This window comes from Waltera acetigignens (genome assembly GCF_025567015.1).
In the GTDB taxonomy this organism is placed as follows: domain Bacteria; phylum Bacillota; class Clostridia; order Lachnospirales; family Lachnospiraceae; genus Acetatifactor; species Acetatifactor acetigignens.
On record NZ_JAOQJO010000001.1, the window covers coordinates 275653 to 299561 of the forward strand.

15 protein-coding genes are annotated in these 23909 nt (G+C 47.7%); 14 read left to right on the top strand and 1 reads right to left on the bottom strand.

What is annotated here, in order from left to right; all coding sequences use genetic code 11:
• Positions 1-108 precede the first annotated feature (108 nt).
• Together OCV96_RS01325 and OCV96_RS01330 are read left to right on the top strand one after the other, a co-directional pair.
• Positions 109-1698, top strand: coding sequence for a flotillin family protein (locus OCV96_RS01325; RefSeq protein ID WP_262593289.1), 1590 nt, complete (start codon positions 109-111; stop codon positions 1696-1698).
• A 94-nt stretch (positions 1699-1792) separates the two neighbouring features.
• Positions 1793-2767 (top strand): glycoside hydrolase family 26 protein, encoded by a 975-nt coding sequence (locus OCV96_RS01330; RefSeq protein WP_262593290.1) that lies wholly within the window; start codon positions 1793-1795, stop codon positions 2765-2767.
• Between the two features lie 5 nt (positions 2768-2772).
• On the opposite strand, the gene OCV96_RS01335 is transcribed toward OCV96_RS01330, so the two are convergent.
• The gene (locus OCV96_RS01335; protein WP_022313353.1) at positions 2773-3177 is read right to left on the bottom strand and encodes a type II toxin-antitoxin system HicB family antitoxin; all 405 of its coding nucleotides are present in this window, start codon (positions 3175-3177) and stop codon (positions 2773-2775) included.
• A gap of 465 nt (positions 3178-3642) precedes the next feature.
• On the opposite strand from OCV96_RS01335, the gene OCV96_RS01340 reads away from it, so the two are divergent.
• From OCV96_RS01340 to OCV96_RS01395, 12 genes are all read left to right on the top strand, one after another.
• Positions 3643-5334: a GspE/PulE family protein gene (locus OCV96_RS01340; RefSeq protein WP_227063317.1), complete on the top strand. Its 1692-nt coding sequence runs from the start codon at positions 3643-3645 to the stop codon at positions 5332-5334.
• Between the two features lie 142 nt (positions 5335-5476).
• Positions 5477-6691 (top strand): type II secretion system F family protein, encoded by a 1215-nt coding sequence (locus tag OCV96_RS01345; protein WP_262593291.1) that lies wholly within the window; start codon positions 5477-5479, stop codon positions 6689-6691.
• A 103-nt stretch (positions 6692-6794) separates the two neighbouring features.
• Positions 6795-7217 carry a type II secretion system protein gene (locus tag OCV96_RS01350; protein ID WP_243102619.1) on the top strand — a complete coding sequence of 141 codons (423 nt, stop codon included), beginning with the start codon at positions 6795-6797 and terminating at the stop codon, positions 7215-7217.
• A gap of 17 nt (positions 7218-7234) precedes the next feature.
• Entirely contained in the window at positions 7235-7990 is a 756-nt protein-coding gene (locus OCV96_RS01355; protein WP_262593292.1) for a prepilin peptidase, read from the top strand.
• A 106-nt stretch (positions 7991-8096) separates the two neighbouring features.
• A complete protein-coding gene (gene pilM, locus OCV96_RS01360; protein ID WP_262593293.1) occupies positions 8097-9794 on the top strand; it encodes a pilus assembly protein PilM in 1698 nt (565 codons plus the stop codon).
• A gap of 13 nt (positions 9795-9807) precedes the next feature.
• Positions 9808-10569, top strand: coding sequence for a hypothetical protein (locus tag OCV96_RS01365; protein WP_227063327.1), 762 nt, complete (start codon positions 9808-9810; stop codon positions 10567-10569).
• Between the two features lie 175 nt (positions 10570-10744).
• The gene (locus tag OCV96_RS01370) at positions 10745-12100 is read left to right on the top strand and encodes a prepilin-type N-terminal cleavage/methylation domain-containing protein (RefSeq protein WP_262593294.1); all 1356 of its coding nucleotides are present in this window, start codon (positions 10745-10747) and stop codon (positions 12098-12100) included.
• A gap of 47 nt (positions 12101-12147) precedes the next feature.
• Positions 12148-14661, top strand: coding sequence for a hypothetical protein (locus OCV96_RS01375; RefSeq protein ID WP_262593295.1), 2514 nt, complete (start codon positions 12148-12150; stop codon positions 14659-14661).
• Complete coding sequence (locus OCV96_RS01380) at positions 14639-15208, top strand: pilus assembly FimT family protein (protein WP_262593296.1); 570 nt, start codon at positions 14639-14641, stop codon at positions 15206-15208. Before OCV96_RS01375 ends, OCV96_RS01380 begins: the two co-directional genes overlap by 23 nt.
• Positions 15209-15219: 11 nt before the next feature.
• Complete coding sequence (locus tag OCV96_RS01385; RefSeq protein ID WP_262593297.1) at positions 15220-17511, top strand: PulJ/GspJ family protein; 2292 nt, start codon at positions 15220-15222, stop codon at positions 17509-17511.
• Positions 17508-22712, top strand: coding sequence for a DUF5057 domain-containing protein (locus tag OCV96_RS01390; RefSeq protein ID WP_118730464.1), 5205 nt, complete (start codon positions 17508-17510; stop codon positions 22710-22712). Before OCV96_RS01385 ends, OCV96_RS01390 begins: the two co-directional genes overlap by 4 nt.
• Before the next feature lie 260 nt (positions 22713-22972).
• The gene (locus tag OCV96_RS01395) at positions 22973-23866 is read left to right on the top strand and encodes an Rpn family recombination-promoting nuclease/putative transposase (protein ID WP_118668329.1); all 894 of its coding nucleotides are present in this window, start codon (positions 22973-22975) and stop codon (positions 23864-23866) included.
• Positions 23867-23909 lie beyond the last annotated feature (43 nt).

The following is a 23909-nucleotide window of genomic DNA, read 5'->3' on the forward strand; positions in this document are numbered from 1 at the left end:
TAAAAGAATGAAAATTTATCTATATAAAAGGCTGCCTGTATGGTAAAATACATACCATACAAGCAGCTTTTCATATATTACAAAAGCAGAAAGAATGAGGGAGTACATATGGAAATCAACATTGGTATTATCGCAATTATTGTATTGGCCATTGCCATCCTGGCCATCCTGGCATCCGGTTATGTGAAGGCATCACCGAACAAAGCCTACATCATTTCCGGTATCAAGAGAGAGCCCAAGGTCCTGATCGGACGTGCCGGCATCAAGATTCCTTTTCTGGAGAAGAAGGATGAGCTGATCCTGAAGCAGATCAGTATCGACATCAAGACCAACGGTTATATACCTACCAAGGATTTCATCGGTGTGGATATCGACGCCGTGGCAAAGGTCAGAGTCCTGACCCAGAGAGATGTCACCGTAAATGCGAAGGGTGAAGTCGTGGCAGGCTCAGATCCGAACAAGAGAATCACCACCGAGATGGCTAACGCAGCCATGAAGAACTTCCTGAACATGAACGAAGATCAGATCCGCGATGCACTGACCGATTCCTTACAGGGTAACATGCGTGAGATCATCGGTACCCAGTGCCTGAAGGAACTGTGTAATGACCGTAAGACTTTCGGTGATGAGGTACAGGCAAAGGCGCAGAAGGATATGAACGCTTTAGGTATCTGGATCGAGTCCTGTAACATCCAGAAGATCGAGGATGAGAACAACCTGATCACTGCTTTGGGACAGGATAACATGTCCCAGATCCAGAAGGATGCTTCCGTTGCAAAGGCACAGGCTGACAGAGATGTGGCCATCGCCAGAGCACAGGCCCAGAAGGATGCCAACGATGCACAGGTCATCGCAGAGACCGAGATCGCACAGAAGCAGACCGAACTGGCCATCAAGAAGGCAGAACTGAAGAAAGAGTCCGATATCAAGAAGGCAGAAGCTGACGCAGCATATAAGATCCAGGAAGAGGAACAGCGTAAGACCGTGGAGATCACCACAGCGAATGCGAACCTGGCCCGTCAGGAGAAGGAACTGGAATTAAAGGAGAGAGAAGTATCCATCAAGGAGAAAGCTCTGGAAGCTGAGGTCAAGAAGACCGCAGAAGCAAACAAATACGCAGCACAGCAGAAGGCAGATGCCGAGCAGTATGAGAGACAGAAGAGAGCGGAGGCCGAACTCTTCGAGATCCAGAGACAGGCAGAGGCAGAAAAGGCAAAATCCGAGGCAGAAAGATTCGCCAAGGAGCAGGCGGCAGAGGCAGTCAAGGCAGCAGGCCTGGCAGAGGCAGCAGCCGTAGCAGCCAAAGGTAAAGCAGAAGCAGAAGCTATCCAGGCGAAGGCAGAGGCAGAGGCAGCCGGTATCCTGAAAAAGGCAGAAGCTATGAAGCAGTACGGCGACGCTGCAAGACAGCAGATGGAGTTAGATACTCTGAAGGTATACTTCGAGCAGCTGCCCAAGATCGCCGAGGCTGTGGCTAAGGGCTACATGAACGTAGATTCCATCAAGATGTTCGGTGGCGATTCCAGCAAGCTGGCAGGGGACATCATGACCACTGTAACCCAGGTTACCGATGGTATCAAGGAGTCTACCGGACTGGACATCAATGAGATGCTGGCTAAGGGCTTTGCAAAAGAAACAAAGTCTGAAGAGACTGGTTCTACAGCAAATGCCGATTATCACGAGGTAAAGCCGGAATAATACTTGCGATAAGTGACAGAATGTCATAAACTGAGGGTACAGAGACAAAATAAAAGTCTTTGTACCCTCTTGCTTTTGCGGGCGGGGTATGAAGATGAAAATGGAAAAGGAAGAAAAGATGACAACAGCAGATCCGAAGGCGACAAAAGAAACAGTAGAATTATGGCATTACCTACATGCCGTAGCAGGTAAACAGATCATCACCGGTCAGCACACCCAGACCATCCCCTGTGAGGAGATTGCTTATATCCGGCAGACCACCGGAAAAGAGCCAAAGCTGCGTGGCTTTGAACTACTGGGGTATTCTCCGAATATCAATTATGCAGACGCTTCCCCGGAATGTCTGACGGAAATAGAAGAAAATAAAGGCACCGCAGAGATGGCACTGCAGTGGGCGATAGAACAACGCAAAAATGGTAACGGTGGCATTCTGACCTTCACCTTCCACTGGTTCTCGCCTCTGGAAGGCAGAGACAAGAGCTTCTATACCGAACACACGGATTTTGATGCAAGGGAAGTATTGAAAGAGGGAACCCCAGAGAGAGCGGCATTCTATCATGACATGGATGTGATTGCGGAGATCCTGCGGCGCTTTCAGGAAGAGCGGATTCCCATTCTCTGGCGCCCGTTCCATGAATCCTACGGTACCTGGTTCTGGTGGGGAGCGCAGGGCCCGGAAGTGGCGAGAAACCTGTATCACCTGATGTTCGATTACTACACAGGTGAGAAAGACCTGCACAACCTTCTCTGGGTATGGAACAGCGATATACCAAAAGCCTACCCCGGAGATGAATACGTGGATGTAGTATCCATGGATGTCTACCTCCCGGAGTATCAGGCCACAGACTATGCGGATGCCTACGAGAAGCTGGTGGCAGCCACCTCCCGTGGCAAAGTGGCTGCCCTGGCAGAAGTGGGATACCTTCCAGATGTGGATCTTCTGCAAAAAAGCAGAATCCCCTGGGCTTACTACATGACCTGGTCCAAGGAATTCTGCATCGGCGAAAAATATAACAGCGTAGAAAATCTGAAGAAAATGTACGACAGTGAATACGCGGTGACTTTGTGATACGGTCACATTTGCACTTGTTGCAGTTTGGCAATGAGAGCGTCCTTTAGAACTTTGGAATAATTGATACCGCAATTATCACAGGCAGTGTTTAACCACGCCGGAATAGTCAGTGTCTTCTTAACAGCCCTGTCATCATAAGCACGGGCATAATTATCCAAATTCACACAGATTAGATTTATTAATGCAGTGGGATCATCTGATTTCACTGCATTAATTGCAGTAGGGGCGGGAAGAGCATCGCCGTCTCTCAGAGAAGTAAACAGATATTGTGCACATGCTTCCTGTGCCATGGCAAAGGCATCTGCAAGACTGTCACCATAGGTGGCGAGATCATTAAGATCGGGAAAAATGACAGAGTATTTCCCATTCGCTTCCGGGTAAAAAATAGCCGGATATATATAATTCATAAGATCACTCCTTTCAAAGGCTGTTCCATATTATTTTAGTCCAGCCTGTTTAAAAATAGAATTAACAACTCGCAAAGGAATATCGCCTCTGATATCAGACAAAACCCAGCCATCGTCAAGGATGATTCGCTCTAATTCGCGAAAATGCATGGATTATCTCTCCTTTCTTAAGGTAACACGTATAATACGTGAAGTCAATAAATGTTGGGAAAATTCGCCGAAGAATTGGCGTATTTAGAAGTTTTTAAAATAAGATGAAATAATTGTACCGTGTAACATGAGAGAAAGCAACAAAAATGTTTTTCTCAGAAATTGAAACAAAAGTACTAAAAACAATTTACATAAATCTAAAATATGCTATAATATTTCCGTATTGAGACAAAATATTTGTGAGTTGTAGCCAAAAAATACTACAATTTCACACATATTTCCAATTATCGACAAAAGCAATGGGTGAGAGAGTTTATGGAAACAGGCAGAAAAAAAGTCCGTTTAGGTGAATTATTGGTAAACAGTGGGGTGATCACGGCAGAGCAGTTGCAGCAGGCACTGGACAACCCCAATCGTCAGGGCAAGAAGCTGGGAGAATTCCTGGTAGATGAAGGCATCGTATCAGAGGATGATCTGGCGAAGGCACTGAGCCGCCAGCTGGATCTGGATATGATCGATCTCCAGAGCGTCAATGTGGACAAGGAAGTACTGAATCTGGTACCGGTCAACGTCCTGAAGAAGAACAAGATATTCCCCTTCGCCTACAAAGAAAATAACTTCAACGTTCTCATGGTCGCCATGGCGGATCCCCTGGATTACAACGCCATCGATGACATCAACATCATCACCAACTTCCAGGTAGAGCCCGTAGTAGCCACCACCCGCAGCATCATGCTGGCCATCGATAAATATTTCGGTCAGGAGGAAGTGACCGAGGCACTGGCAGCCTACGCCAAAGAGAAAAAGCTGGATGTGGTGGAAGACATCGCCACGGAGGAGAACATCAACAGCTCCCCCATCGTAATGCTGGTCAAGGACATGATCGAAAAAGCAGTCCGCCAGCGTGCATCCGATATCCATATCGAACCTATGGAAAACATCATCCGTGTCCGTTACCGTATCGACGGTGCATTGTATGAGAGAGCGAGATACGGTGTCAATGTATTGTCTGCCATTATCGCCCGTATCAAGATCATCGGCGGCATGGATATTTCCGAGAAGAGAAAGCCGCAGGACGGCCGTATCACCCAGGTGGTAGACCGTGTGGAATACGATATCCGTGTATCCATCCTGCCTACCGTATACGGGGAAAAAGTCGTAATGCGTCTTGCCGCGAAGAGTGCACTGAACCGCGACAAGAGCCAGTTAGGCTTCAAACCCTACGAATTAAAACAGTTTGACTACATTCTGAAAAATCCTCACGGTATCATCCTGGTAACCGGACCTACCGGAAGTGGTAAGTCCACCACCCTGTATACCGCACTGAGCGAACTGAATAAAGAAGACGTGAACATCATCACCGTCGAGGATCCTGTCGAGGCCAATATTGACGGTATCAACCAGGTACAGGTCAACACCAAGGCAGACCTGACCTTCGCATCGGCACTGCGTTCCATCCTGCGACAGGACCCGGATATCATCATGATCGGTGAGATCCGAGACCAGGAGACCGCCAGCATTGCCGTACAGGCGTCCATCACCGGACACCTGGTGGTAAGTACCCTGCATACCAATTCCTCCGCCAGCACCATCACCCGTCTGGAGGATATGGGCATCGAGTCTTACCTGATCGCAGATTCCGTCATCGGCGTTATCGCCCAGCGGCTGGTACGCAGACTCTGTCCTTTCTGTAAAAAGCCGAAGCAGGCCACCAAGGATGAAAAAGAGTTCATGGGCATGAGAGAAGAGGAAGATGTGACCATCTACGAGCCCTGCGGCTGCAGCAAATGCGACAATACCGGCTTCAAGGGCCGTATCGGTGTCTACGAGATCATGCAGATCACTCCGAAGCTGAAAACTATTATCAGCAAGCGGGAGGGTGCCGATATCTTAAAAGAAGAAGCATTAAAAGAAGGAATGCATACCCTGCGTATGAGTGCCACGGACTACGTACTGGACGGCACCACCTCCTTCTCCGAGATGGTAAAGGTATCATTTGACGTATAATTCTATAAAAACCGCAATATTTTATAGAAATTTATCAAAATTTATAAAAATTTTTCAAAAACCTGGACCTTTTCAGGACCGGGGTCCGTCTTACATGGTTGGGGAGAAAGTTAAAGATAGAGACGCATTGGAGGGAAGGCACATGGCGACCTATGGCTACAAAGCCATCACAAAGGCTGGAAAAGAAGTAAAGGGAAGTTTGGAAGCGGATAACAAAGATCTGGCAATGGCAGAACTGAGAAGGCAGGAGCTGACCGTTATCGATCTGGGAGAACAGAGCTTCCTGACGAAAGACATCGACATCCAGATCGGCGGATGGCCCAAGGCCAGGGATCTAAGCGTCATGTGCCGCCAGTTCGTCAGCATGACCAAAGCGGGCGTCAGCATCCTCGAATCCCTGAAAATGCTCTGCGAACAGACAGAGAACAAGAGATTACAGGATGCACTGAAAGAAGTCCGCATCAGTGTGGAAAAGGGTGAGACTCTTGCAGATTCCATGGCAGAACACCCGAAAGTGTTCCCGGCGATCATGGTGAACATGGTGGCTGCGGGTGAAGCATCCGGTAGTCTGGAAACGGCACTCGATCGAGTGGCGGTGCAGCTGGAAAAAAACAGCAAGACACAGGCAATGCTGAAAAAGGCAATGATTTATCCGATTGTGGTATGTATTGTGGCTGTCATTGTAACGATTGTAATGTTAGTAAAGGTTATTCCATCCTACGAGGATATGTTTGCTGATTTAGGAACGGATTTGCCGTGGATCACAAAATTTTATGTGGCAATGAGCCATGGCATACAAAATTATTGGTTTATTATTATTCCGGTTATTATTGCGGCGGCAATTGGAATTAAATATTTTGCAGGTACGAATCCCGGAAAACATGTATTTGGCAAGATTGCTTTGAAACTGCCGATTTTTAAAAAACTTACCGTGAAGTCGGCAGCCGCTATGATGGCAAGAACTTTGAGTACACTGATGGGTGCAGGTGTTCCGTTGATTGAGGCTGTGGATATCGTATCCGGAGTTATGAACAATATCTACTTTAAAGAAGCCTTACAGGATGCAAGAGAAGAAATTACCATTGGTATGCCCTTATCCAGACCATTACAGGAGAGTGGATTGTTTCCTCCTATGGTATACCAGATGATCCGTATCGGGGAAGAAGCCGGTAGTACGGAAGAAATGTTGGACAAGATTGCAGACTATTATGACGAAGAAGTGGAAATGGAAATTCAGGCTTTCATGGCAGCGTTAGAACCAATGATCATTATTGTATTAGCAATCGTAGTAGGCGGATTGATTGCAGCATGTATGGCACCTATGGTATCTATGTATGCAGCATTGGACAATTTGTAATTTTGGATTATCCGTTCTGTGTAGGGACAGAACGATAATTAATAAATGGGGCGGAAACTTACTACCCTGAAATTAAAAAACACATAAAAAGGAGAATGTAATTATGAATAAGAAACAGAAGAGCTTAACAAACAAAGGTTTTTCCCTTGTGGAATTGATCATCGTTATTGCTATCATGGCCGTTCTGATTGGTGTGTTAGCACCTCAGTATCTGAAATATGTTAAGAATTCTAAGATTTCCACAGATATTCAGAATGCAGAGGAAATAGCAACAGCTGTAAATGTGGCAATTGCAGATGGACAGCTTAAGCCGACCGGCGATACAACGTTAACAGGCCCTGGAGCTGTTACAGGAATTGACAATTTAACATCTATTCCTTCTTCTAAGGTTGATAGCACTTATTCTTGGACGGTAACCTACAATAAAGATGGCGTTAAGAATATCACATTAGGTGCGAGCGGAGCTGAAAAGGAAATTTATCCTGATGCTACATCTAGTGGACATTATCAGGATGCAAATAAATAAAGAGAAAGGCACCTGACATGCTCCCTACAATTTTACTCTACATAGTGATTTTCCTTTATGGAATAGTGATTGGTAGCTTCCTCAATGTGTTGATCTACCGTATCCCGAAAAAAGAGAATATTGTAACGACCAGGTCTCACTGCATGAACTGCGGTTATCAGCTGCGGTGGTACGACCTCGTACCACTGTTCAGCTACCTGGCGCTGGGAGGCAGATGTCGGAAATGCAAGGCACATATCTCCGTTCAGTACCCCATCATTGAGGCACTGAACGGAGTGCTGTACCTGCTCGTATTCTGGAAATTTGGGATGAGCGTGGATTCCCTAGTCTACTGCTTGTTGTTTAGTGCACTTCTTGCTTTAAGTGTGATTGATTTCAGAACATATGAGATCCCTGTGGGATTTAACGTTTTTTTACTGACACTGGGGCTGATCCATGGAGCCTTCCACTATACACAGTGGTTGGATTTCCTGATCGGCTTCCTGTGTGTCAGTGTATTTTTACTTATTCTGTATTACGCTACCGGTGGCAGAGCCATTGGCGGCGGTGATGTGAAGCTGATGGCGGTCTGCGGACTGTTGCTCGGCTGGAAATTGATCATTTTTGCATTTTTACTGGGATGTATCATTGGTTCCGTGATCCATCTGATCCGTATGAAAGTAAGCGGCGAAGGACATGTCCTCGCCATGGGACCGTATCTTTCTGCAGGGGTGGCAATCGCCGTCCTCTGGGGAAATGAATTCTTACAGTGGTATCTGCATTTTTACTTATAAAAGATATCCGCATTTCGAACATGATTTCAGAAAGTTCTTCAAAGATTCCGCGATGGCGGAAGGCTTTTGAAATACAATAAATACCGGGAAGAGGAAGGGTAGAAATATGGCAATGAACAATCGCGTATTGAGTATTGAGATCGGCAACTCTTTTACGAAGATCTGCGAGATGGACTATAAGGTGAAGAAGCCGAAGGTCTACAAGGTATTGACGGTGGAGACACCGGAAGGCATTGTGGTAGATGGTATGTTGCAGCCCACACAGGAGTACGCAGACCATCTGGTGAATGCACTGGGAACGAACGGCATCCGTACGAAGAAAGTGCTGTTTACCATTTCTTCTACCAGAGTGGCAAGCCGTGAGGTACAGATTCCCAATGTCAAGGCGAACAAGATCGAGGCACTGGTGAAGACCAATGCCAGTGACTATTTCCCGGTGGATCTGACCCAATATGAGATCGGACATTATCTGGCAGGCGGTCTGGCAGAGAATGGCAAGCTTCGTGTCATGGCTCTGGCCGTACCCAAGGCTCTTTTAAACAGCTATTATCAGCTGGCGCAGATGTGCGGCTGGGAGGTGGAGTGCTTCGACTACAGCAGCAACAGCTTATACCAGATTCTCCGCGATGAGAAGTCCGAAAAAGTTACTATGGTCATCAAAATCGATGAGAACAGCACCATTGTGACCGTGCTTTCCGCCGGTAAGGTGTTATTACAGAGAACGGTGGCTTACGGTGTGCAGGATGCTATTGATACTATGATCGCTTCCGGAGCCTATGCCGTGAACGATCCCATGAGTGCGGTAGAACGTTTCCAGAAGAAAACATGTCTGAATAGAGTGCTCCATCCGGGAGACAAAGTCTGGGAAGAAAATGCCGGACGCTGGGAAGATGAGGATGCCGGTAATGTGGAGGTCACAGCAGCAAGACAGAAGATCACCGCTTCCCTGGAGCCTCTGATCGTGGGTGTGAGCCGTGTCATTGACTTCTATGATTCCAGGAACAGTGAAAATCCCATTGAAAAGTCCTATGTTACCGGTCTGGGCGGCAGCTTCAGCGGCATGAGCAAGCTGTTCACCAACTGTCTGGAGCGCAAGGTACATACCCTGTCCGAGATGGATGACAAGATCGGCATGAGCAAGGCCATCCGTTCCACCAGACCCGCAGCCTATATTTCCTGTCTGGGTGCGGTGCTCGCCCCTGTGGGACTGATCGACAAGAGCACCCAGAAGTCCAAGGGACTGACCGTGGTCAGCGGCACGAATTATACCTTCGTCAGTGTGGCGGTACTGGTGTTGGGAGTGATCCTGTCCATCGCCATGGCAGCCACCTCTGTGACCAGATATCTGGGAAATGTGGCGCAGAATGTGTATTTGCAGAACCGGGTACAGGAGCTGCAGCCGGCACAGGCAGTATACAACGATTATCTGGCGGCAGAAGCCCAGTATGATAAATACACATATTTATATGCTTATACCCAGACTCCCAATGAGAATCTGGTGGAGTTCATCAATGAACTGGAACAGATCCTGCCGGACAGCTTCTATACCAACAGCTTCAGTTCCGACCAGACCGGCATCAGCATGTCAGTGACGGTGGAAGGGAAAGCAGCGGCAGCCCGTACGATTCTGAATATCCGCAACATGCAGAGCATTGATGATGTAGAGATCAGCAATATTACGGACAGCAAGGATGAGACCGGCACGTCCATAGTGACTTTTTCCATTACCGGAAGCTATAAGGAGCTGACGGATGAGACCGAAGAGAGCGGTGAGGCACAGGCCGACACCCAGACAGCACAGTAGGAGGCAGCGGAAGATGAAGGTTAAAAAGAGTGAAATTCAGCTTTTGATCGCAGTGATCGGTGTTCTTATTGCTGTGTGTACTTATTTTCTGGTATATTCCAGTTTTAATGAAAAATCAGATGCCCTTGAGGCACAGAATGTAACGTTATCATCCCAGGTGGCAACGCTGGAAGCCTTAGACCAGCGCAAGGCGGACTACATTGAGGCTACCGGGAAGATGCAGTCCTATATCACGAATTTTGAGAACCGTTTCCCGGCAGATATCTTACCGGAAGACAGCATTATGATGGTAAAGACATTGGAAGATTATACTCGTACCGAGGTGGCAAATATTGCATTCGGTTCCGAAGCAGAGGTGGTGTATACTCCTGCAGCGGATGCGGCAACGACGACTGCGGATGCAACAGCTGCCACGGATGTAGCAGCAGCCGATGTTGCGGCAGATACCACAGCAGCTGCCGCAACGACGGCAGCAAGTCCGGTATCTACGGACGGTACTGCTTATGCAGATACCCATATGTATGAGGTACCCCTGAGCATCAGCATTTCCTGCACCTATGACGATTTCAAGGGACTGGTAAGATACATCTACAATCAGCAGGAACGTGAGAGCATCCAGGGCGTCAGCATCAGCTACAACGAGACCGACGGAATGCTCACCGGCAACATGACCATGAACACCTATTATCTGCTGGGAACCGATAAGGTATACAGTTCACCTTACATCCCGGATATGCAGATGGGCGTAGACACTATTTTCGGAAACGTGGAATAATAGATTTGCAATCATAGCAGTATACGACTGCTTGCAGGCAGGATACTGCTATGATTAGCAAATCAAACAACCATGAGCAGGGAGGACGATAGTCCGGAGTGCGAATGGTTGTCCGGTTTCGGGAGCACGGAGTGCGGAGAAAACGGTATTAGTCAGAGCAGGGAGGATGCCTCACATGCAGAAGCGCACGGAGAGAAGACAACTGAATAACGAAGGCTTTTCTCTGATCGAGCTGCTGATCGCCATCGTGATCCTGTCGATCATCGTTGTGCCGCTTTTGCACAGCTTTGTGACTTCTGCCAGAACCAATGCCAAGTCCCGCAACACCATGCATGCCACGGCCATCGCAGAGGATGTCATGGAGCAGTTCGAAGCACATACACTGGAGGAGATGGCAGACACCTATGAGGCGGCAACCCCTACCGGCTTTACTAACAGCGTGCAGAAGGATGCTTCTCTGGATGTGGACGGAGACGGCGCAGCAGAAGATGGCATCTGGCAATATACCTTCCGGGATGAGAAGACGACTTCGGGCACCTATGATGTGGTAGTAACGCTGGATCCTAACGGTTACACGGCACTGAATGAGAAGGATATTGTAAATATCCAGAACCTGGCAGGCAATCTGAATGCGGTATACTCCGAATCCGAAGATGCAGCACAGGAGGCTTACGGTTATTTTGAAGCGTATTCCGGCGGCAGAGACGTTATGGAGATTGCCAGGAATACTACCAAGACCATCGAAATATCCATAGACAGCAGCCGTATTTTGCTGGATCTGGGAGACGGAGAGAACGTAGAGACAGATGTGTATCTGGTGACGGCCTCCACAGTCTATCATTGCAATTCCGCCATCCTTACAGGCATCAGCGGAGACTACCCCCAGAACGGTACGGATTATGTGATCTTTTCCAACGAAGAGGCGGTAAGAGCCAAAGCGGCGGAACTTAAGAAACAGAAGGAGAGTGGGAACCCGGTGGACAGTGAGGAGATCATTTCCCAGCTGGCCAATATTATTGTGTGCCTGCAGCCCAGAGTGGAGGCTACCCAGAGCATAGTGACTTCTGCAGTCGATAAAGTGATCGTGAACAACCCGAAGAATGTACAGACGAATCTGTTCCTGGTGGAGCAGACTCCGTCAGCGGAGAGAATAGACAGTTTTGCGGATGAGAGTACCGGCTTTAACCCGTATTCCTCCTGGGACAACAATTACAAAGCGGCATTTGAACTGCGGGAGACCTGGCCGGGCTGGATGTCCTCTGCGGGAGCCAGCATTGATTCCGCCTGTAGACTGCGGACGAATCTGGTGAAGCGAAGCAATACGGAATACATTTTCAATGATCTCAGCGTGTCCGGTGCGGCAGGAAATGCTACCGGAGACGTGGCGAAGGATATTATGGGTGCGGACGGCGGTCTGACACCGACGGAGCGACGCAACCGTATCTATGACATGCGGGTACAGGTGTACAGCAGGGATACGATCGGTGTACAGTCCCCTGTGCTTACCATGACGGGAACCGTGATCGAGTGATCCGTCAGGCACAGGACAGAGAAGATACCGGAAGGAAGACGAGAAAAATGAAGATATGCGGAAGAAATCCCAAAATATTTTCAAGGGTAAGACAATTCCACAGACGAACGGACAATAAGGGCTCAGCAATGGTCGTTGTGATCATTGCCATGGCCTTTATTGGCATTTTAGCCAGTGTTTTGATGTATATGTCACTGCTGAACTATCAGATGAAGGTGAACAATCTCAAGGCGAAGGACAACTTTTACTCCGCAGAGACTGTGCTGGATGAGATCCGGACGGCTATGGGAGAGCGGGTGTCCGCTTCTGTCGGAAGTGCCTATGAACTGGTCCTGAAAAATTATGAGGCAACCTCCGCAGAGGAGAAGCAGAACAAACTGAGATATTATTTCCTGAAGGATATGCAGGATTATTATGCAGTGACAGGAAGTATGAATATCAACAACTATGATCTGACCAAGCTGTTCAACAGCCTGTCTTCGGAGATAAAGCGGGGGACGGTGCTAGAGACATTGAATGACTCCGGGGAAGTAGTGTACCGGATGGCTCTGGACAGCAGCGGCAGTCTGAAGGTATATGTAATGACAACGGATCCGGTGACGGGCAACAAGGAGAGAGTGGAGACCACGGATATTCCTACCGGACGTTTTCAGTTGTACACCGATGGACTTTCCTTCTGCGGTCTGAAAGTGACTTATACGGATACCGATGGCTATGTGTCCGTGATCCAGACCGATATCCGGGTGAAGATGCCGGATATGGATTTTGCACAGGCAGTGACACTTCCCTCCATTACGGGGATCTCCATGGTGGCGCAGGAGAATATTCAGGCACTTCCTTCTGATTCCACGCTGATCAGTAAAAATGTCATTGGCGGCAGCTTTTATGCGGAACGTTTTATCGTGGGCAGCGAAGAGTCCGGCAAGGGTAACGGTGTGACGGTGGAATGGAAAGAGACCACCGGCAATGAAAACGAAGACAAGCGTATGGTGATGGCTTCCGACTTATATCTGGGAGAAGGAGCCACACTTACCACAGATCAGTACGGTGAAGTATGGGCCGGTTCCATTGCCATGAACGGAGGGATTCCGGGCAATACGGGAAGCAACGGAACGTTGAGCTTTCAGGGAAACAACGTATATGTGGCCGGAGACCTCAGGATGACCGGGGAACGGAATGTATTTACCGCCGGAGCACAGATCGACGGAGAATATGCCGGACAGTATATCGGCTTCGGTAATGGAAAGGGCGTGGACAGCAGCGCCATTCTGGTCAACGGCACGGATACGGAGATCTATCTGAATGAATTGAAGAATCTTACGCTGGCGGGAAATTCTTACATTTCTCTGACGAAAGCCAAGGATGGAATTACCAGTGAGGATGGTGTGAGCAACACCGGAGTACAGGATGTGATGATGGGACAGTCTATCGCTGTGAAGAGTGACCAGCTGGCTTACCTCGTTCCGGCGCAGTGTATCGGCGTGGATGCTTCCGGCAAGACCGTGTTAAACGGTGCCAGCAACCCGATCACGTTGGAGCAGTATAAGGACAAGATCAGGGACCAGGCGGATGTTACGGAAGTGGCATTGAATATTCCGTCCGCTACCCTGAATGGTCATACGCTGGCCGAGTACGGACTGACCCAGAACAATATCCAGAAGATTTTCAAGCGGATCAACAGCAAGATCACGCTGGTGTATTATTATGTAAGCTTTGACAGCACCTCTGATACCGCGAGAGCTAATGCCAACCGGTATTTTCAGGATTATTACGGTGCCAACCAGCAGACCATGGAAGCCTATACCGGTCTGTATACCAAAGCCATTCAGGTGCGTGGACAGCAGAACGGAGCGTACATCATGCATCTGGCAGGCAATGTGGCCATGTATGACAGCAGTGCGGCTGCGGGAAGTCAGGAGAAGCTGTTGGATGCCACACTGACCAGTGATGGTGCCAATGCAGGATATCAGGCACTTTTGGCATCGGATCAGTTGAAATTCCAGGCATTGTCCAAGAAGATGATCGATGTCTATGAGCAGCTGCTTCCTTCGGAGAAGACGGATGCAGCCAATGCTTATACCAATCTGGTAAATGAAGGGGAGATAACGACCTTCCATGCTGTATTAAACGGCAGTACCGGAAATAAGGTGGAGTCAAAATATTTCGGCAATACCACAGGAAGCCTTGCGGAGCAGGGATATAAGGCAGTTATTGTAAAGGGTGATTATACCTATCCGGAAGCCGGATTCGGCGAGTTCAGTGGACTGATCATTGCTACCGGAGATGTCAAAGTGACAAAGGAATTCCAGGGAACGATCCTGTCCGGCGGAACGATCACGCTGGATCAGAATGTCAATGTGGAACCTGACCGGGATGCGGTGCTTCATGCCCTGACCTATTCCAGAACGATCGTAGATGCTGCCGGTAAGACACAGGAATATCATGTGGTAGATTTTTTAAATGGCGGAGACGGTTACCTGAGCAGTAACGGTAAGTCCTATAAGAACAGTGATATAAATCTGGGAGATTTGATAGTTTATGAAAACTGGCAGAAAGAATAACAACAGTGGTTTTTCCCTGGTGGAGCTGATCATTGTCATTGCGATCATGGCGGTGCTGGTGGGTGTGATGGCCACATCCATTACATCCCTGACCGGCAGGAAAGTCCGGAAATGTGCGGACGAAATTGTGACAACACTGGAGCGGACCAGAGTGCTGACCCTCGGAAAAGAACAGAATCAGGTGGAGTGCGTTATCAGCTATAATGATACGACCAAGGAATATACGGCACAGATCCGGCAGGGAGATGTGGAGGTATCCAACAGGGTACTGGGAAAAGAGCCTATTGATATCAAAGTATATTTTGAGGGGGATTCCACGGGATATTCCCTGACGGAACTGAAAGGATCCGACAGCCTGTTACCTTATGTTTCATCTTCAAATGGGCTGCATCTGGTGTTTAACCGTGCATCCGGGGCCTTTGAGAAGGATACCTGTACGGCAAACAATGTGTTGAAGGAATATTGTCAGAAAATCGTCGTAAGCAACGGAACGAGAAACATAGAAATCACAACGGTCGGCAAGACTGGTAAGATCCTGACGAAGTAAGGAGGTTGACCATGGGTATTGGAAAGAAAGGATTTACTCTGGTAGAGATCATCGTATCTCTTGCCATCATGACCATAGTAGCTGGTGCGGTGGGAGCATTCGTGGTCGCCGGCAACAATTCCTATATGCGGGGGAACAAGGAACTGACCCTGCAGGAAGAAGCCCAGCTGACCGCCAACCAGATGATCGATCTGATCATTGATGTGGAGAAGGGTATCAGCTTTTCCAATCTGACAGATCAGGAAGCGGTTGATGTTGATGGCAATGTGGCAAAAGACGTTAACGGCATGGAAGTAACCAATGCCAGTGTCAGCGAGCTGCGTCTGATCAATAATGACAACAGCTATATGATCCGCTGGCAGGGGGGTGCCGGAGCGGATTATGCCGATGCCAATCAGGTATATCTTTACGAGGTAACAAATACTAAGGACGGCGAAGGCAAAGTTGTGGTAGGAGATTTTGACGCGGCTAAGCCCGCACTGATGGCAGAGCATGTCAGCAGTTTCAGCGTGGACCTCAGTGAACTGGATAAGCGGAAAGTCGTTCTGAATATGACCTTTACCTATCAGGACAAATCCTATGATATTTCCGAGACCATCAAGTTAAGAAATGATCTGAGCTCCGAACCGTCCAGCATCTATTCCTGGATCAGCGGCATCCGTATCATTCCCGAGCACGCAGATCTGAAACAGGGACAGGCTTTCGTCTTCGATTACGAGATCACCGGAGACGAGGAAGCCATTGCTCAGGGCGTGACCTGGGCCGTAAGTTATCAGGATGGCAGCGCATGTAAGAGTACCATCAGCGGTAACGGTAAACTGAGTGTGGCAGCGGATGAGACCATAGCAGAGAATATTCTGACAGTAACCTGTACCGCCGTAGCGGATCCTACCATAGCGGCAACGGCTACCGTAACGGTACAAAAGCATATGGTGGATTCTCTGGATATAGAACCGAAAGATGCTTCTGTGATTCAGGGGGACAGCCTGCAGTACTCTTATACTATGGAAGGAACAGAAGAGGCTAAAAATGCCGGGGTGACCTGGAGCGTGGCAAGAGTGGACGCAACTGGACTTAAGGCAGGAACCACGATAAATGGGAGCGGTCTTTTGACGGCTGACAGATATGAGCCGACCGGAACACTTGTGCTACAGGTAACCTGTACTTCCGTGGCGGATCCCGGAATGTCTGCATCCACAAAGGTATCGGTATTACCCTATACCAACATTGACGGAAAATATGATGCAACACTGATTGCCAAGAATCTGACCACATATGATTTTACCGAAGGAAGTACGGAAAAGATCGGTTATAAGGCATTGATTGAATGTCTGCCGTCCTGGGCGGATTACAGAAATGGTTATCCACAGATTGAGTGGAGTGTGGTAGATGATTATGCCAATAATTACAAAATAACCGGTTTGACAGATTCTGATGGTCGACAGTTCCAGGCAGAACTGGAATGTGGAAATATGACGGATACGGTAGTACGTGTACGTGCGGTGATAGCTTTATCAGTAGATATTAAGATTACCAGAGAAATCGATATTACAATCCCTCCCCTGAAGACGGTTGTAAACGCGAAGGAACCGTATATTTACTCCAGTCAGTTTGTATTAAACCGTAATGGAAAAATTAATTGCGAGATTCGAAATTATAAAGGGGAAGTAAATTGGAGATTTGCAGATATTCCCAGTGAGCTGAATAATGATTTCAAGGTATGGAACGGAATACAAAAATCATATCAGGTCGGTTTTGAAGTCTATGACGGAGCATATGATAATGTTCATCAGGAAGCCTATCTGACAACAGAAAATACGGGAGAATCTACAGAGGTAAGAGCACTTAGCTATATTTCCTGGGATACCGAATATCGTCTGAAGCTTCAGGCATGGAGCCTGGATGATTCCACATTAGTGGCCGAAACGGTAATACTGGTGCCGGTAGTGGATATCTTATTTGCCAATGATCAGCATGTGATTACGGTGCTGAGACCTACCTGGACGAATCGTTATGATCTGCATGCGTATGGTTTTGAGTCTGGAAGAGAGAAAGGACATAGAGCAGCAAAACTGGCAGGATATTTCCAGGGAGAACTGCCGTTGGATTCCAACACGAAATTTGCAGAAATTGATAATATGCATCTTCCTTTTTCGCAGGTACAGTTTGATATTGGCGCACATGAAGAAAATGATTATTTAATTATGACCATTTATGATGAACGATATCCGGATCATAAGAGAAATCTTTTACTGGAAGTAGAGAAGAATCCGGAGTGGTGGGAATGGAAGGATAATAAATGACCATGAATTGGAAACGCAATTCAAAAAAGTACATAGCAGGAATCCTCACCATAGCTTTGGCCGTCGGAGCCGGTCAGAGCTATGGCTCTATGGAGGTCAGTGCGCAGGAAAGAACCCTTCCGGGTATTGAAAAACTGGTACAGGATACGGTAGCTTCTTCTGACGGTACTTTCCATATTCTGGAGATCGTTCCGTCGAAGGAAAATGCCACGATCGGCTATCTGGCAGGCGGCGAGGAGCCGGTATCTGAGGGCAGAAAGCTTTCCGAGATGCCGTCAGCCACAGAGCGCCAGACAGCTATGGACAGTCTGGATGCTGCAAAGTTTCCGACGACAGGTCCGGTTACTTTTTCTGCCTACAGCGAAAGCACCGGAGCTTCCAGAACCGAGGACGTAAGAGGACGCTTTGTATTCCGACAGGACGGATCCGGCAGATACAATTACCAACAGATCGATGCGGTCTATCGTGAGATTGCCAATGGGGAGACGGTGGCAGCAGGAGAACGTTATAACCGATACAGTGCATTGGAGGCCGCCGGAGACAGTAACCGGGATGCCAAAAGCGTGACCCCGGTATTTTCCCATAGATCTACCGGAGGAAGCAACGGACTGGAGACTACGATTATCAATGGTTCAGACAGCACCAGGGGATATGCGCAGGGCTTATATGCAATTTCGGAGACGGATCTGGCCGCTATTGATAAAACGAGTTTTCAGGCAAAAGATTATGTGGGCAGGACAATCTATCAGAAGATAGGTACGGGTGAGACTGCAGTTTATACCTATCTTGGACAGATTGTATACGGTACCGATGCGGCACTGCCGGATGGATTAAAGACTACGTCCAGAGGGGTATCCGGAAATGATGCAGGTACTGCTGTGCAGGCACGCACGACATCCGGAGGAGATGCGATAGCAGCCTATTCTGCCGGAGATATTACCCAGAATCTCTACATCCTGGATCATGCACAGCCGGATAGCGCACAGCTTTGGGCAAAATGGGATGATGTTTCGAAGGCATATACATTTGAGACCATAGCCAGTGCCTATCTTGTGGATTTCACAGCAAATGATAACGGCGACTATTATGTATCTGCAATGACAGTAAGTGACAAAAACGGTGATTACCGTCTGATCGATACCTATCGTAAGGATGAGGCCGGCAGCTACACTATGGTGACACCGGGTTCCCTTCAGGTTACTTACAAGGGGGAAGCGGGCTTTGACACCGCCAACAGCTATGATTTTGTAGGGGATGACAGAGAGGATGCTACGGAGACTATTGCCTATAACGGCGGTTTCTACAACAAAGAATGGTTCAAGAAAAATGTCCTGAATCTGTCCGGTACCAGTCGTTATGAGAGTGGTACAGCCACCGGAGACGATATCGATACACTGAAGATCGAAGTGACAACACTTACCCTGCAGGAACTGGCTGATCTGGCAGATGCTTCCATTACAGCGGAGGATTCTTATTGTGGAATTGATCTGGCAGATGTGGATCTGTTCTATTTTTCCGGTCAGGGAAATTACGGGGCAGAGCCGTCCAATATGGTCTCTGCGGCAACCGTGATCGCAAAGCTGGCATTTGGCGTGGACGGCAGCGGGATCAGAACCGCTGCAGCCAGAGTGCCGGTGATCATGGATTATAATTTTTATGCCAAGAACAGCACCCAGAGCAATGAAGTGTTGACGAAACTGGCATTGACTCTGCTGCAGGTGTCGGATGACAATGTGGCAACCGCAATCGCAGGTCAGGGAGATTCCTATTGGGAAAATGTAAGTGTCGATACGCTGAAAAGCGCGGCAGAGGGAAATATCAGATCCTATGCGTCTGCAATGCAGGCGGCAAATGCGGATACCCTGACGTTGGATACCTTGAAGGAATACCTGAACGAAAATGTATACCTGAACAACGACAGTTCCAAAGCTTATGCGGCAGAGGATTATCTGACGGATCTGAAGTCAGATACGACAAGAGCATGGATCTACACGGATGTCCTGAAAGAGATCCGCTACGAGAATTTTCTGATCACACAGGAAAATGCCACGGCGGTCACTTTGAATGAAGAGATCAGCAAAGCTTCCATCACCAGATATATTATGAACTGGTATCTGCACAGAAGCCAGGTAAAGGACAGCCTTGCGATATTGGATCTGGAGCCCTGTTATGATTTCGGAACTGGAGCTTTATCTGCAGATTCCGTGAAAGGATTTCTGGGGCAGAGCAGTTACGGTGGAAGGATTTCCATTACCCAGATGGCTTCCGCAGAGTTCATTGGCAAGATAGAGGATCTCAACGATCGATATGATATGATCTATGTGGGTGCCCGCACCGGAACCATGAATGTGAAAAACAATCAGACCGTTTACAATGACAGTTCCATGAATGGGCTGATCTATACGCATATCGGGGATCTGTATGATTATAAGGATGAATCGGATGATAACAAGAACCGTCTGAAGGATGATTCCCTGAGTCACACTTCCAATCAGTACCGTGGCCCGGGAAACGATATGAACTCCACCAGAGAAAAGGAGTTCGAGCAGTATATTTCCGCCGGGTATCCGGTAGTATTTGCGAATGCACTTCTGACGGGAATTGACGGTAAGGTGAGTGCCAATACGGCAACAGTGGACGAAAGTTCCTATTTTTACCAGTTGATACAGTTTGCCTTGTCCACGGATGAAAGCGGCAATTACAAATACTGGCAGGAGAATGTATTTGCGGAGAGTCAGCTAGTACCCGGAGCAGCAGAAAAGGCGGCGGATGACAGCAAAGAGGCGCTGGCTGCCGCAAAGGCGGCAAAGGAAGCAAGAGAAGAGAGACAGAGAAACTTTGGCAACCATCTGAATCTTTCCAAACTGCAGATCGAATGGGTGAAAAATCTTGGGGAAGATTATATTCCTACAGAGCTGCATTACAACGGGGACGGTATCAACGATGCGTTCCTGAAGATGACGGACGGTAAGTTCTATCTGCAGTATATTTTTGCTCTGTCCAATGATGCGGCTGCCTCCCAGGTGAGCACGACGTATGATTGCAAGCTGTATATTGATAAGAACTCCGACGGTCGCTTTTCCGGTTCCGATGTGATCGGGCAGACACTTTCCTCCACAGAGGAGCTTGCCGGACTGAATCTGTATGTCAGATCCGGGCAGGAATGGAAGGAAGTGGCGAAGAATGACGGTGGCCATTACGAGCTGCGCACCGGATATACCTATAAGGTAGTCAGAGTGCTGCCGGATGATTATCAGGGAGTATTGCCCTGGAAGATGATCTTCTTTGATAATTCTGATGCACTGGTGAGAACCGCAGTGTCCGGTTATACGGCAGTGGACAGAGGTTCCAGAGTGGATATTCAGGTATTGCAGCTGATGTCCGACAGAAAAGCATCTAATGACAAGACACTGTGGAATCTGGAAAGTGACAGTGATGTAAAGTCACTGTTAAGCGGTATCCGGGAATTTAATGTATCTATTGATTCCGTGAAGACTTCAACTTTTATCAACGGATTGATTTCAGACGATCAGTTGAAAAAGCTTAAGACCGATGAACAGAAGTCTGAGGCTTATTACAATGCGGCATACAATACTTTCCAGCAGTACGATATGCTGATCCTGGGATTCGGAGACAACTATCAGTTCGGAAGCAAGGATCAGAGCCTGAAGAACATGGCAGTATCCGAAGCCATCCGTGATTATATCGAAGATGGTAAGAGTGTCCTGTTTACCCATGACAGCAGTTCTTATATCAACAGTAAGGCCGGTAGCGGTAAAGGCTGGTACTGGGGCTACGAGTTCAACAAGACCATGCGTGCGGCGGTAGGGCTGGATCGTTATGGTGCGTTGCTGGAATATTATGATGACCAGAGGAACAATTCCAGTTTATCCGATGCCCAGAGAAAGCGTTATGATGCTTATTACAATATTCTGGACACGCAGTACAATTACGATACGGCATGGAAGCCGGGAACGGACCGGAGCAGTGATCAGACGGTCGGAAATATCGAGGGTACGACCAAATATACGACAGTCCGTTATGTGCAGAATCGGATCAATGCGATCCTGCGGAAAGGAACGTCTTATACGAGCTTCTGTTTCCCGATTCGCAATTCTCTGTTTTATCAGGGTATGGATAAGACAACGAACTCTCAGGGGCAGATCACGGTGCTGGGAGATTACAAGGAATTCGGAGACGGTGCCGGTCCTGATATGATCGTTTCGCAGGTAAATCAAGGACAGATCACTAATTATCCTTATCAGATCACTACAGAAGAACAGCAGACTCTGACAGTGGCGGCAACACATTATCAGTGGCTGCAGCCGAACATGGAGCTGGATAAGGACGGAGACGGCAAGAATGATATTGTGGTATGGTATTGTCTGTCCGACCTGTCCGACAATGCCAAGACCAGAAAGTCGCAGACCGAGTGGAACAACGGATGGGGCAACGACAATGGCGTGAATCTGTATAATGTCAGCCCTAAAGATGTGGTAAATAATTATTATATTTACAGCATGGGTAATGTCACGTATTCCGGTGCGGGACATACGGAGCCCACGGGAATGGCGGAGAAGAAGCTGTTTGTGAACACCATGGTAGCGGCTTACAATGCAGGAACCAAGGCACCTTCCGTATTTTTCCGGGATGACAACGGCAACACCATTGACTCCGTATATATGATGTATGATGCTGCCAACAAGATGATCCTGGATCGAAGCAATAAGATTCAGGTGGATTTCAAGGCTACCGATTACAACATCCTGTCTTCAGCAACGGAGATCCGGGTAGAGTTCTTCAAGGAATCCACGGATGCGGATGCCATAGAGATCGCATATGGCAAGGACAAGCTGAAGGTGAAGCCTCTGACCGGGCTTACGGTAATGAATTCCGCAGGAACAGCAGTGGATGCACATGTGATCACCGGTGGAGACAATCACTTTACGGAAGGTGGAAAGGACTATTATGTCACAGGTACGTCGTATTATTCTGTGACCAGTGACGGTGTATACACGCTGGCATTCCCTGCATCGGAGATGGGCCTGTTCTCCGGCAGCGGCAAGATGACGCTTAACGATCAGGATGCCGCCACCATCTACATCCGGGCGACAACCGTTTACGACAACGGAGCCAAGCGGACCGAAGGCGCTGTTAAGAGCCTGACGGTCAGCGCAGCGGAGCTGTTTGAGCTGGATTAAAGGATTTGCGGGCGACGCAGAAAAGACAAATTGCACAAAGAGCAGGGCTGTGGAAAAGTACCAATTTCCACAGCTCTGTTTTTGTATGGTTTTTTACCTGCAATTTTCTTGCAGAATCGATATGCATGTGCTATAGTAATCACATCTTAAGAAAGTCTATATAGGCAATATTCTGAAAATGCTTTAATGCGTAGGTGCAGTCGATGGCGGATCGCCGCAAATTCATGGATTGACAGAACAATCGGACAGGGAGAAAACTATTGGAAACAAACGATATTGTGACGAAAAATTTTGAAAGCTATGCGGATGTGGCGGCGGACATTATTAATGTTCTGTTACATGAAGGGAGAAGAAGGGTTAAAGATTATGAAATGTTGTCGGCGGCTACTGAGAGTCTTTACTTGGATAAAGAAAATGGATTGCGAAATCAATTGGAAGATGTAGCAAAGTACCATGTGGTAAATGGGGTGCCTAAGGTATTGTATTTATTTGCCAATCAGACAAAGGTGGATAAGGGCATGGTATTGCGCAAGGCCGGGTATGCAGGTGGAGAATACCGCAGACAATATGAAAAACAAAATCCGAGCCTATATCCTGTGATAGAAATTGTGTTATACTGGGGAAAGAGCAGGTGGAAAGGGGGATGCAGTTTGCACCGGTTATTTGATGAAGAAGGGGCGACTGCAGATATTATATGGAAGTATGTAGATGATGTACAACTTCATGTTTGGGAAATGCGTCATTTACCCAGAGAAATACGAGAGCTTTTTCAAAGTGATATGAGAATCATCGTGGATTATCTTGCAGAGGGAGATAGCTATCGGTCGGACCGAAAAGTGATTCATAAAGAAGCAACAGTTAAGATGCTACGGGTATTATCCGGAGATACAAATGTTGATGATACCGGAGATGCATTAAAAGAAATGGGAATCAAAGAGGAGGATGAGATCAGGGTGTGTGAATTATTTGATCAGTATACAAGAAAAGGGATTGCACAGGGAATTTCGCAGGGGATTTCTCAGGGAGTTGCGCAAGGGATTATTATAATGTGCAAGGATTTTAATACCAGTTATGAAGAAACTTTACAAAAGGTGAGACTGAAACTGAATATCTCAGAGCAGGAAGCTGAGAAAGAAATGAAACTTTATTGGTAAATATGGAATAGAAACTTGACTTTTTCTATGTACTATGATAAAT

Coding starts and splice junctions, on each gene's coding strand:
- OCV96_RS01325 (WP_262593289.1), top strand. CDS start 109: ATGGAAATCAACATTGGTATTATCGCAATTATTGTATTGGCCATTGCC.
- OCV96_RS01330 (WP_262593290.1), top strand. CDS start 1,793: ATGAAAATGGAAAAGGAAGAAAAGATGACAACAGCAGATCCGAAGGCG.
- OCV96_RS01335 (WP_022313353.1), bottom strand. CDS start 3,177: ATGAATTATATATATCCGGCTATTTTTTACCCGGAAGCGAATGGGAAA.
- OCV96_RS01340 (WP_227063317.1), top strand. CDS start 3,643: ATGGAAACAGGCAGAAAAAAAGTCCGTTTAGGTGAATTATTGGTAAAC.
- OCV96_RS01345 (WP_262593291.1), top strand. CDS start 5,477: ATGGCGACCTATGGCTACAAAGCCATCACAAAGGCTGGAAAAGAAGTA.
- OCV96_RS01350 (WP_243102619.1), top strand. CDS start 6,795: ATGAATAAGAAACAGAAGAGCTTAACAAACAAAGGTTTTTCCCTTGTG.
- OCV96_RS01355 (WP_262593292.1), top strand. CDS start 7,235: ATGCTCCCTACAATTTTACTCTACATAGTGATTTTCCTTTATGGAATA.
- pilM (WP_262593293.1), top strand. CDS start 8,097: ATGGCAATGAACAATCGCGTATTGAGTATTGAGATCGGCAACTCTTTT.
- OCV96_RS01365 (WP_227063327.1), top strand. CDS start 9,808: ATGAAGGTTAAAAAGAGTGAAATTCAGCTTTTGATCGCAGTGATCGGT.
- OCV96_RS01370 (WP_262593294.1), top strand. CDS start 10,745: ATGCAGAAGCGCACGGAGAGAAGACAACTGAATAACGAAGGCTTTTCT.
- OCV96_RS01375 (WP_262593295.1), top strand. CDS start 12,148: ATGAAGATATGCGGAAGAAATCCCAAAATATTTTCAAGGGTAAGACAA.
- OCV96_RS01380 (WP_262593296.1), top strand. CDS start 14,639: ATGAAAACTGGCAGAAAGAATAACAACAGTGGTTTTTCCCTGGTGGAG.
- OCV96_RS01385 (WP_262593297.1), top strand. CDS start 15,220: ATGGGTATTGGAAAGAAAGGATTTACTCTGGTAGAGATCATCGTATCT.
- OCV96_RS01390 (WP_118730464.1), top strand. CDS start 17,508: ATGACCATGAATTGGAAACGCAATTCAAAAAAGTACATAGCAGGAATC.